This window comes from Streptomyces sp. NPDC047515, assembly GCF_040643055.1.
Classification (GTDB): domain Bacteria; phylum Actinomycetota; class Actinomycetes; order Streptomycetales; family Streptomycetaceae; genus Streptomyces.
This window is the reverse complement of record NZ_JBEYTM010000005.1, coordinates 227,336-238,774: the sequence shown is the minus strand read 5'-3', so window position 1 is coordinate 238,774 and position 11,439 is coordinate 227,336. Positions and strand designations below refer to the sequence as shown.

8 protein-coding genes are annotated in these 11,439 nt (G+C 69.4%); 7 read left to right on the top strand and 1 reads right to left on the bottom strand.

The window, feature by feature from the left end; genetic code table 11:
• The first annotated feature begins 19 nt into the window (after positions 1-19).
• The 7 genes from ABZ826_RS06475 to ABZ826_RS06445 all read left to right on the top strand — a co-directional run bounded on the left by ABZ826_RS06475 (position 20) and on the right by ABZ826_RS06445 (position 7,950).
• Positions 20-1,060, top strand: coding sequence for a BMP family ABC transporter substrate-binding protein (locus tag ABZ826_RS06475; RefSeq protein ID WP_361443083.1), 1,041 nt, complete (start codon positions 20-22; stop codon positions 1,058-1,060).
• A 284-nt stretch (positions 1,061-1,344) separates the two neighbouring features.
• On the top strand, positions 1,345-2,955 hold the full coding sequence (locus ABZ826_RS06470) for an ABC transporter ATP-binding protein (protein ID WP_361443080.1): 1,611 nt from the start codon (positions 1,345-1,347) through the stop codon (positions 2,953-2,955).
• On the top strand, positions 2,952-4,067 hold the full coding sequence (locus ABZ826_RS06465; RefSeq protein WP_361443076.1) for an ABC transporter permease: 1,116 nt from the start codon (positions 2,952-2,954) through the stop codon (positions 4,065-4,067). Before ABZ826_RS06470 ends, ABZ826_RS06465 begins: the two co-directional genes overlap by 4 nt.
• Positions 4,064-5,353, top strand: coding sequence for an ABC transporter permease (locus ABZ826_RS06460; protein WP_361443073.1), 1,290 nt, complete (start codon positions 4,064-4,066; stop codon positions 5,351-5,353). The genes ABZ826_RS06465 and ABZ826_RS06460 overlap by 4 nt, the downstream gene beginning before the upstream one ends.
• On the top strand, positions 5,350-5,748 hold the full coding sequence (locus tag ABZ826_RS06455) for a cytidine deaminase (RefSeq protein ID WP_361443070.1): 399 nt from the start codon (positions 5,350-5,352) through the stop codon (positions 5,746-5,748). Before ABZ826_RS06460 ends, ABZ826_RS06455 begins: the two co-directional genes overlap by 4 nt.
• 189 nt (positions 5,749-5,937) lie before the next feature.
• On the top strand, positions 5,938-7,215 hold the full coding sequence (locus tag ABZ826_RS06450) for a thymidine phosphorylase (RefSeq protein ID WP_361443067.1): 1,278 nt from the start codon (positions 5,938-5,940) through the stop codon (positions 7,213-7,215).
• Positions 7,216-7,359: 144 nt separating this feature from the next.
• Complete coding sequence (locus ABZ826_RS06445; protein ID WP_361443064.1) at positions 7,360-7,950, top strand: Uma2 family endonuclease; 591 nt, start codon at positions 7,360-7,362, stop codon at positions 7,948-7,950.
• 116 nt (positions 7,951-8,066) lie between these two features.
• Here the strand turns inward: ABZ826_RS06445 and ABZ826_RS06440 are convergent, their stop codons facing one another.
• Positions 8,067-11,342: a S8 family serine peptidase gene (locus ABZ826_RS06440; protein WP_361443168.1), complete on the bottom strand. Its 3,276-nt coding sequence runs from the start codon at positions 11,340-11,342 to the stop codon at positions 8,067-8,069.
• Between the last annotated feature and the right edge of the window lie 97 nt (positions 11,343-11,439).

The following is an 11,439-nucleotide window of genomic DNA, read 5'->3' as shown; positions in this document are numbered from 1 at the left end:
GGTTTGAAGGAGCCTTCCCTTGCGCCGGGTATCCAAGATCACCGCTGCGTGTGCTGTCACCGCGGCCCTCGCGCTCACCGCCACCGCGTGTGGCGAGTCGTCCACCGAGAGCTCCGGCTCCGACAAGGGCAAGATGAAGATCGGCATGGCCTACGACGTGGGCGGCCGTGGCGACAACTCGTTCAACGACTCCGCCGCGCGTGGTCTGGACAAGGCCAAGTCCGAGCTCGGTGCCACGACGAAGGAGCTCACCGCCAAGTCCGGTGAGACCCCGGCCGACCGCGAGCAGCGCCTCGAATCGCTCGCCGAGGGCGGCTACAACCCGGTCATCGCGATCGGCTTCGCGTACAAGGACGCGGTCGACAAGATCGCCGCCAAGTACCCGAAGGTCAACTTCGGTCTGGTCGACTCGATCTCCGACGCCAAGAACGTCGACAGCATCGTCTTCACCGAGGAGCAGGGCTCGTACCTCGCCGGTGTCGCGGCCGCGCTGAAGTCGAAGGACGGCCAGGTCGGCTTCATCGGCGGTGTGGACCTTCCGCTGATCAAGAAGTTCGCCGCGGGCTTCCAGCAGGGTGTCCTGGACACCAAGCCGAAGGCCAAGGTGCAGATCCAGTACCTGACCACCGGTTCGGACCTGTCCGGCTTCGGCAGCCCCGACAAGGGTGCGTACGCCGCCAAGGGCATGCTCGACAAGGGCGCGGACGTCATCTTCGCCGCCGCGGGCGGCTCGGGTGCCGGTTCGATCGAGGCCGTCGCGGGCAAGAAGGGCGCCTGGTCCATCGGCGTCGACTCCGACCAGGCCCTCGACCCGTCGCTGGCGAAGTACAAGGACACGATCATGACGTCCGTCGTCAAGAACGTCGACGGCGGTGTCTACGACCTGATCAAGTCCGTCAAGGACGGCAAGCCGGTGACCGGCACGCAGACGTACACCCTGGGCAAGGGCGGCGTCAGCCTGACCACCACGGGTGACCACCTGAAGGACATCCAGACCCAGCTGGACGCGGCGAAGAAGAAGATCGTCGACGGCAGCATCACGGTCAAGACCACGACCTGATCCACTGTCGATCGGGGCCCGGGTGAGCCGCTTCGGCTTCACTCGGGCCCCGATTTCACGTACGGATCCGGCCGACGTGCCGTAGCCGTGCGCACACGGTCCGCCACCTGTCATCAGGTGGCCAACGATTCGGCGGCGCTACGCGCGTAGCATCCGCCGGGCGCGGTACCTTTCACCGTTCTACCGCCTCCGTCCCACCGCTCCACCCCCTCCGTCCCACCGCCTCCGCCCTCCGCTCCTGCCAAGGAGAGTGCGCCATCAACGCGTCCAGCAGTCCCCATGCCGTGGAGCTCCGCGGCATCACCAAGCGGTTCCCCGGGGTCGTGGCCAACCACGACATCGACATCACCGTGCGCCGCGGTACCGTCCACGCTCTCGTCGGCGAGAACGGTGCGGGCAAGTCCACTCTGATGAAGATCCTGTACGGCATGCAGAAGCCGGACGAGGGCACCATCGCGGTGGACGGCGAGCAGGTCTCGTTCCACAACCCCGGCGACGCCATCGACCGCGGTATCGGCATGGTGCACCAGCACTTCATGCTCGCCGACTACCTCACCGTCCTGGAGAACGTCGTCCTCGGCTCCGAGAAGCTGTACGGGATCGGCGACCGGGCCCGCACCAAGATCAGGGAGATCTCCGACGCCTACGGTCTCGGTGTCCGCCCGGACGCCATGGTCGAGGACCTCGGGGTCGCCGACCGGCAGCGCGTGGAGATCCTCAAGGTTCTCTACCGCGGCGCCCGCACTCTCATCCTCGACGAGCCCACCGCCGTCCTCGTACCGCAGGAGGTCGACGCGCTCTTCGACAACCTGCGTGAGCTCAAGGCCGAGGGCCTGACCGTCATCTTCATCTCGCACAAGCTGGGCGAGGTGCTGTCGGTCGCCGACGAGATCACCGTCATCCGGCGCGGTACGACGGTGGGCACCGCCGACCCGAAGCGCACCACGACCAAGCAGCTCGCCGAGCTGATGGTCGGCAGCGAGCTCCCGTCCCCGGAGACCCGCGAGTCGACCGTCACCGACTCTCCGATGCTGACCGTCGAGGGACTCCGGCTGAGCGCCACGGACCCGGACGGTGTGGTGCGTTCGGTGCTCGACGGCATCGGCTTCACCATCCACAAGGGCGAAGTCCTCGGCATCGCGGGCGTCGAGGGCAACGGCCAGTCCGAACTGGTCGACGCCATCATGGGCATGCGCCAGCTCGACGGCGGTGTGCTCACCCTGGACGGCGCCGACATCTCCCGCACGCCGACCCGCAAGCGCCGCGAGAACGGCATGGGTGTCATCCCCGAGGACCGCCACCGGCACGGACTGCTGCTGGAGGCCCCGCTCTGGGAGAACCGCATCCTGGGCCATGTCACCGAACGCCCCAACAGCAAGGGCGCGTTCCTCGACCTCAAGGGCGCCCGCGCCGACACCGAGCGGATCGTGCGCGAGTACGACGTCCGCACCCCCGGCATCGAGGTCACCGCGGCCTCGCTCTCCGGCGGCAACCAGCAGAAGCTGATCGTCGGCCGCGAGATGAGCCACGCCCCCAAGCTCCTGATCGCCGCGCACCCCACTCGGGGCGTGGACGTGGGCGCCCAGGCGCAGATCTGGGACCAGATCCGCGAGGCGCGCCGCGAGGGACTGGCGGTGCTGCTGATCTCCGCCGACCTGGACGAGCTGATCGGACTCTCCGACACCCTGCGCGTCATGTACCGCGGCCGGCTGGTCGCGGACGCCGACCCGGCGACCATCACCCCGGAGGAGCTCGGCTCGGCGATGACGGGCGCGGCCACCGGACACCTCGAAGCGCCGGACGAGGCCGAAGCACCGGACGAGGCCGAAGCGCCGGACGCCCCGGCTGCCGAAAGCACCGACACCGACCCCCGGAACGGGGGAGAGGACCGATGAAGAAGATCGACAAGGAGCGGCTGCTCCTGGGGATCGCGGCCCCCGTACTCGCGATCGTGGTCGCCTTCCTGGTGACCGCACTCGTGCTGGCCGCCACCGGCAAGGAGCCGTTCAGCGCCTTCGGCATCATGTTCGACTACGGGCTGAAGTCGGACAGCCAGGTCTACATCCTGAACAAGGCGACGACGTACTACCTCGCGGGTCTCGCGGTGGCCGTCGGCTTCCGGATGAACCTCTTCAACATCGGCGTGGACGGCCAGTACCGCCTCGCGGCCTTCTTCGCCGCGGCGGTGGGCGGCGCGCTGACCCTGCCCGGCGCCCTGCAGATCCCGCTGATCATCCTCACCGCGATGATCGTCGGCGCGATGTGGGCCGGTATCGCCGGTGTTCTCAAGGTCACCCGGGGCGTCAGCGAGGTCGTCTCGACGATCATGCTGAACGCCATCGCGACGGCGGTCATCGGCTATCTGCTCCAGCAGGGCCGCCTCGGCCACCTCGACACAGCCGGCACGAAGATCTCCACCAAGCCGCTCCCGGAGTCCTCGCACTTCTTCGAGTTCCCGACCACCCCGTCGCCCGTCTGGGGCTTCATCGTGGTCGCGGTCGTCGCGGGCATCGCCTACTGGTTCACGCTCTCGCGCACCCGCTTCGGCTTCGACCTGCGCACCGTCGGCCAGTCCGGCTCCGCCGCCGAGGCCAGCGGTGTCGACGTCAAGAAGATGGTCATCACCTCGATGCTGATCTCCGGCGCCGTCGCCGGTCTGATCGGTATGCCGACCCTCCTCAACGACAGCTACGAGTACAGCGGCGACTTCCCGGTCGGCATCGGCTTCACCGGCATCGCCATCGCCCTTCTCGGCCGCAACCACCCCGTCGGCATCGCGCTCGGCGCGCTGCTCTGGGGCTTCCTGGAGCGGGGCACCGGCAAGCTCGAATTCGAGGGGTACGACAAGGAGATCGTCGGCGTGATCCAGGGCGTCATCGTCCTGTGCGTCGTCATCGCCTACGAAGTCGTCCGCCGCTACGGACTCAAGCGCCAGCAGAGCAAGGTCGGCGCGGAACTAGCCGCACAGGCCGCCCGTAACTCCGACCAGCAGGAGGTGTCGGCGTGACCGTCACGGCGACTTCCACCCCGCCCCCCGCGGCCCCCAAGGTCTCCGGCGGCAAGGGCGGCCGCACCCGCCTCTCCTTCCCCGTCGTACTGCTGATCGTCGCGGGCGTGCTGCTCGCGCTGTCCGCCGTACGCGCCATCACCGGCGCCGCGGACGTCACCTCGGCCGGACAGATCGGCGCGGCGCTCGCGATGGCCGTGCCGATCGGGCTCGCCGGTCTCGGCGGCCTCTGGGCCGAGCGGGCCGGTGTGGTCAACATCGGGCTCGAAGGCATGATGATCCTGGGCACGTTCTTCGGCGCCTGGGCCGGCTGGCAGACCAACCCGTGGCTCGGCGTGCTGGCCGGCGTCATCGGCGGCATGCTCGGCGGGCTGCTGCACGCTGTCGCGACCGTCACCTTCGGCGTCGACCACATCATCTCCGGTATCGCCATCAACATCCTGGCGCTCGGCTTCACCACCTACTTCGCCAAGCTCTGGTTCAACTCGGGCGAGGCGGCGGCCAAGGGCGGCAGCCCGAAGCAGTCCCCACCTGCCGACGACATCACCTCGGTGACGATCCCGGGCCTCTCCGACTGGCTGCACACCATCGAGAAGCACCACTGGTTCTTCGTCTCCGACCTGGCCGGCGTCATCGGCGGCCTGGTCACCAATGTGTCGCTGCTGACGATCCTGGCCGTGGTCCTCTTCGTCCTCACGTTCTTCGTGCTGTGGAAGACCTCGTTCGGTCTGCGGCTGCGCTCCTGCGGCGAGAACCCGGTCGCCGCCGAATCGCTCGGCGTCAACGTCTACCGCTACAAGTACATCGCGGTGATCGTCTCCGGCGGCATGGCCGGTCTCGGCGGCGCCTTCCTCTCGCTCGTCACCTCGCACATCTACAACGAGGGCCAGACCGGCGGGCGCGGATACATCGGTCTCGCCGCAATGATCTTCGGCAACTGGCGGCCCGGTGGACTCGCCATGGGCGCCGGGCTGTTCGGCTTCGCCGACGCGCTCCAACTGCGCAACGGCGGCGAGTCCGTCCACGCGCTGCTCCTGCTGCTCGTGGTCATGCTGGCCGTGCTCGCGGCCTGGAAGCTCTACCGCAAGAGCTTCGTCCAGGGCGTGGTCAGCGCGGTCGTCGCCGCCGCGGTGCTGGTCTGGTACCTCGCCACGGACACGGTGCCCACCGAGTTCGTGAGCGCGACCCCGTACATCGTCACGCTGCTCGTCCTCTCGCTCTCCGCGCAACGGCTGCGGATGCCGAAGGCGGACGGCATGCGCTACCGGAAGGGCCAGGGCAAGTGACGGCCGGCGCGGAGGTCGACTGGGCGGCGCTGCGGAGCGCCGCGCGGTCGGTCATGACACGTGCGTACGTCCCCTACTCGCACTACCCGGTCGGTGCGGCGGCGCGCGTCGACGACGGGCGTACGGTGTCAGGCTGCAACGTCGAGAACGCCTCGTACGGCATCGGGCTGTGCGCCGAGTGCGGTCTGGTCTCCCAGCTGCACGCCACGGGCGGCGGGCGGCTGACCCACTTCACCTGCGTGGACGGGGCGGGCGAGATCCTCGTGCCGTGCGGCAGGTGCAGGCAGCTGCTGTACGAGTTCGGCGGACCGGAGCTGATCCTGGAGACGCCGGACGGACTGCGCACGCTCGCGGAGATGCTGCCGCAGGCGTTCGGGCCGGATCATCTGAAGTAACCGGGCCGGCTGAACCCGCCGGCCCCCGTCCGGAGTGACCGGGCCGTCCGAACCGGCGGACATCCGCAGCCGAACCACCGTGGCCCTCCCGCCCGTCGGGAGGGCCACCCCTCTCTCCACTCTCTATGCGCGTAGAGTCATTCGGGACTCTTGCGTACCGTACGTACCGGCCGGAAGGACTCCCAGGACATGGACGCCATCTCCGTCATCCGCACCAAGCGGGACCGAGGCGAGCTGACCCCCGAGCAGATCGACTGGGTCATCGACGCGTACACCCGCGGTGAGGTCGCCGATGAGCAGATGTCCGCGCTGGCCATGGCGATCCTGCTGAACGGCATGAACCGCACCGAGATCGCCCGCTGGACCGCCGCGATGATCGCCTCCGGCGAGCGGATGGACTTCGCCTCGCTCTCCCGGCCCACCACCGACAAGCACTCCACCGGTGGCGTCGGCGACAAGATCACCCTGCCGCTCGCCCCGCTGGTCGCCGCGTGCGGCGCCGCCGTGCCGCAGCTCAGCGGCCGGGGCCTCGGCCACACCGGCGGCACGCTCGACAAGCTGGAGTCCATCCCCGGCTGGCGCGCCCACCTCTCCAACGAGGAGATGCTGAGCGTCCTGGACACCACCGGCGCCGTGATCTGCGCCGCCGGTGACGGGCTCGCCCCCGCCGACAAGAAGCTGTACGCGCTCCGCGACGTCACCGGCACCGTCGAGGCCATCCCGCTGATCGCCAGCTCGATCATGTCCAAGAAGATCGCCGAGGGCACCGGCGCGCTCGTCCTGGACGTCAAGGTCGGCTCGGGCGCCTTCATGAAGACCATCGAGGACGCCCGCGAACTGGCCTCCACCATGGTCGCGCTGGGCACCGACAGCGGCGTGCGCACGGTCGCCCTGCTCACCGACATGGCCACCCCGCTGGGCCTGACCGCGGGCAACGCCCTGGAGGTGCGCGAATCGGTCGAGGTGCTGGCCGGTGGCGGCCCGAAGGACGTCGTCGACCTCACCCTGGCCCTCGCCCGCGAAATGCTGGACGCGGCCGGGCTCAAGGACGCCGACCCGGAGAAGGCTCTGGCCGACGGTTCCGCGATGGATGTCTGGCGCCGGATGATCTCCGCCCAGGGCGGCGACCCGGACGCGGTGCTCCCGGTCGCCCGTGAGCAGCACGTCGTGACGGCCCCGTCCACCGGAGTGCTGACCCGCCTGGACGCGTACGACATCGGCGTCGCCGCCTGGCGCCTCGGCGCGGGCCGGGCCCGCAAGGAGGACCCGGTGCAGGCGGGCGCGGGCGTCGAGCTGCACGCCAAGCCCGGCGACACGGTCACGGCCGGACAGCCGCTGCTGACGCTGCACACCGACACCCCCGAGAAGTTCGACTACGCGCTGAAGGCACTGCCCTCCTCGTACGAGATCGCGCCGGAGGGCACGGAGTTCACGGCCACCCCCGTGGTGCGGGAACGTATCGCCTGACCTGCGGCTCAGAGGGCCCCGCTTCTTCACCCGCGCCGCCTACCGCCGGGCCCTCTTACTCGTACGGGTGAACGGGACCGGTGGACTGCGGCCGGTCCCGTTCGGCATGCTGGACTCGGTGACGCACCGATAGAGGAGACCGCCATGGGCGCACTCACCGTCGACCCCGTGCCGGGCCACGGCCAGGACTGGGACGACCTCGTCCGGATCTGGGAGGAGACGGACGCACCCGAGGGCTGCAAGGTGGAGATCATCGAGGGGATCGTCACCGTGTCGCCACCGCCGTCCAAGGACCACAACACCACTGCGGCGCTGCTGCAGCGCAGGCTCTACACCGTCATCCCGGAGGACTGGGAGATCTACCAGACGCTCGGTGTCGCCGTGCCGGGCCGGGCCGGGCTCTACATCCCGGATCTCGTCGTGGTGCCGCGTGCCGTGGCGACCGGGCCGGGCAACCGTGTACCGGCGGAAGAGGCCCGGCTCGTCGTCGAGATCACCTCGCAGGCCAACGCCAACCACGATCGCATCGGCAAGGCGCACGGATACGCGAAGGCCGGTGTCGAGCTCTTCCTGCTTCTCGACCCCTGGCACTCCGGCCGTCCCACCGCCACCTTGTACGGGGAACCCGCCGACGGTACCTACCGGGTCCTGGACGCGGTCGAGTACGGGGAGAAGCTGACGCTTCCCGAGCCGTTCGCGCTGGTACTGGACACCGGAGTCCTTCCGGTGAGCTGAGAAGCGGCGCCGCGCCGGTCCCGCGCGTGTGTGAGCGGCCCGTCGGGGCGGAGGAATCCGCCCCGACGGGCCGCTCACATGCTGTCGGTGTGCCTACCGGCTCACCGACAGGCCGTTCACTTGCCGAAGTACGCGTGGTAGATCGACACCGAGGACTTGTTGCCCTTCTTGTCCGTGACATTGGCCTTGTAGGAGATGGACTTCCCCTTGGCCGGGTTCTTCACGGAGATCTTGCCCGCCTTGACCGTGGCCTTCTTCCAGGTCTTGCCGGCGTCGTAACTGACGTACACCGTCAGCGACTTGAGGTTCTTTCCGGCGGCCGCACCCTGCACCGTCACCGGCACCGAGGCGGTCCTGCCCGCGGTCACCTTGCCGTCCAGCGTCACATTGGGCGTGAAGCGGACCGTGGAGACCGGCAGCTGGGTCGAGTCGGTGCTCTTCTTGGACCGGAAGGTCCAGCTCGCGTCGATCCGGGTGGAGACGGCCGAGACCTTGGTGCTGCGCTGGACCGAGGTCGTCAGCCGGTAGTCCGCGGCAGCGGACGGCACGGTGATGGGCGTGTAGCCCTCCAGCGGGTCCGCGTTCTGGGCGATCCTGGTGCCGTTGCGGTACAGGACGGTCTTGACCGAACTGTACGTGGAGGAGCCGATGTTGCCGCGACCGTCGGCAGCCAGAGCCAGCGAGCCGACGATGTCGTTGCCGTCGCGGAAGATCCCGTAACCGGCGCCGAGCGCGGGGCCGAACACCGCGGTGTTGACCTTCTTCGTGTAGGTCTTCCCCGCCTTGAAGGTCTGCGGGTCACCGAGGGAGTACATCGCCTCGGTCACCGGGTAGCCGTCCTTGTCGATTCCGCCTTCCTGGCTGAAGTCGAAGCTCCACTTCACCTTGTCGGCGGTGGAGACATAGGCGGTGTTGGTACCGGGCAGCTTCTGGCTGGACCAGGCCGACCAGCCGGAGGACGAACCGGGGAGCTCGCCCCAGGCCCCGAACCCACCGGTCTTGCCCTTGACGGACGAGCCGAGAGAGGTCTGGACCTTGGCCATCTGACCGGTGGTGAACTTCCGGTTGTACCCGGTCGCCGCCTGGGTCACCGGGCCGCCGAGCGCGATGTCGTACCGGGTCGAGGCCCCCTTGGTCCAGCTGCCGAGCCAGTGCTGGGAGAGCGAGCCGTCGGTCACCTTCGGGCCGACGTGCGCGGTGCGGAACCCCTGGTACGAGTCGAGGATCCAGCCGTAGCCGTATTCGCTGTCCTTGCCGGCGAACTGGAGGTCGGGCGCCGCCAGCCGGGCCTTCGTGCCCGTGGTGGGCAGGGTGAAGTTCACCGGCTTCGTCTTGCGCGCGTCGAGTGTCACGGTGGTGTTCTTGGTGACGTTCAGGTTCGGCTGGGCGAACCAGTCGGTGCCCTTGGTGCTGTTCTCCGGGTCGACGTAGACGGCCGAGTTCATCGCGTAACCGCCCTTGGGAACGCGGGCCTTCGCCGTGCCGCCCTCGCCCGTCGGGGACACCCACGCATCGCGCGCCGAGCCGGACATGCCGAAGAGGTCGGACTCGTAGTACTTGGCAGGCTTGCCGTCACGTCCGATGAACTTGACCGTGAGGTCGTAGGACTCGGTCTCGCGCTCGACCGCGGCCGCGGTGCGCACGGTCTGGCCGCCGCCGGTCCCGACGACGTACGCGGAGTAGGAGCCGTCGGCCGTGCCGCCGAGCTTGGTGTTCACGGTCAGCGGTACGTCGGCGGTGCCGCCCGCGGGGACGGTCACCTTGTCGGCGCCGAGGGTGAAGAAGCCGGCCGGAGCGGGCTTGCCCTTCGGGCCGGTGGCCGTGACCGCGACGTCGAGGGTGACGTCCGTCGTACCGAGGTTGCGGTACGTCACGTTCTTGGTGACCGGGGCGTCATCGGTGTGCGGCCACTGGTGCACGCCGAAGCTCACCGAGACCGGGTCCGCGACGACGGTCTGGGCGATCGCCCGGTCGACGGCGATCCGGCCCGAGCCCTGCTCGAACGGGGTGTACGCGCCCGGCTTCGTCGAGGCCGTGAGTGCGCCCTTGAGCTCGGCGTACTTCCACTCTGGGTGCTGCTGCTTGAGGAGCGCCGCGGCACCCGCGACGTGCGGGGTCGCCATCGACGTACCGGAGATCGACAGATAGCCCGGCGGGTTCTGACCGACTTCCTGGTCGATGGCGGAGCCGGGTGCGGCCGCGGCCGTGATGTCGACGCCGGGGGCGGTGACATCGGGCTTGATCGCGCCGTCGCCGATGCGCGGGCCGCGGCTGGAGAAGTCGGCCAGCTTGTCGTTGTCGTCGACCGCGCCGACGGTCAGTGCGGCGTCCGCGCTGCCCGGGGAGCCGACCGTACCGGCGCCGTCGCCCTCATTGCCCGCCGCGATGGCGAACAGGACGCCCTTGTCGGCCGACAGCTTGTTGACTGCCGCTTCGAGCGGGTCGATCTCGGGGGTGTCGCCGCCGCCGAGGCTCAGGTTGATGATGTCGGCGCCCTGCGCGACCGCCCACTCCATGCCGGCCAGGATGCCGTCGTCGTCGCCGAAGCCGTCGTCGTCGAGCACCTTGCCCTCGATGAGCTTGGCGTCCGGGGCCACGCCCTTGAACTTGCCGCCCGACTTGGCGCCCGTGCCGGCCGCGATCGAGGAGACGTGCGTGCCGTGCCCGACCCGGTCCTTGGTGTCGGGCGAGGAGGTGAAGTTCTTCGTCTCCAGGACCTGACCCTTGAGGTCCGGGTGGGTGGCGTCCACCCCGGTGTCCAGGACGGCGATCTTGACGCCCTTCCCGGTGTAACCGGCCTTCCAGGCGGTCGGCGCGCCGATCTGCGGCACGCTCTTGTCGAGGCTCGCCTTGCGCACGCCGTTGAGCCAGACCCGGTCGATCCCGGCGGCCGTGGTGCGCTGGGCGCCGTTCGAGGGCTTGCTGGTGAGGGCCTGCCAGATGTCCTTCGCGTCGCGGGTCGGGGTGGTCACCGACTCGGCGTTCAGGGTCTTCAGGGTCCGCTCGACCCGGGTGGCGCCCGCGTCACGGACCTCCGCCTTCGCCGTCGCGGCCCGGTCGCCCCGGTAGGCGACGATCAGCTTCAGGCCTGCCTTCTGTGCCCGGCGGTTCTCCGCGCGGTTCAGCTCGGTGACGTCGAACAGCCGGCGGTCCAGCTTGCCGGAGCTGATCAGCCGGTGTGCGTCGGCCGGGACCAGCAGGGTGTGCCCGTCCCGTATCTGACGCTGCACGGGTATGTGTTCACGCCCCTTGGCGGGCCGGAAGCCCGTGATCCGGCCCTTGGCGTCCACCGAGACGCGGTCACCGGTGATCAGCGTCAGCTGGTGCCGGGCCACGGACTTGGTGCCCGTGGACCGGGCGGCATCGGGCTGTGCCACGGCGGGCGTGGTCATCCCGGCTGCGAGCGCCACGGCGGCCGCCGTGGCGATGGTCGAGACACACGCGTTTCTCACGTGTTTGCGCAACTCTCCCCCTGGAGAATCAGGCAGC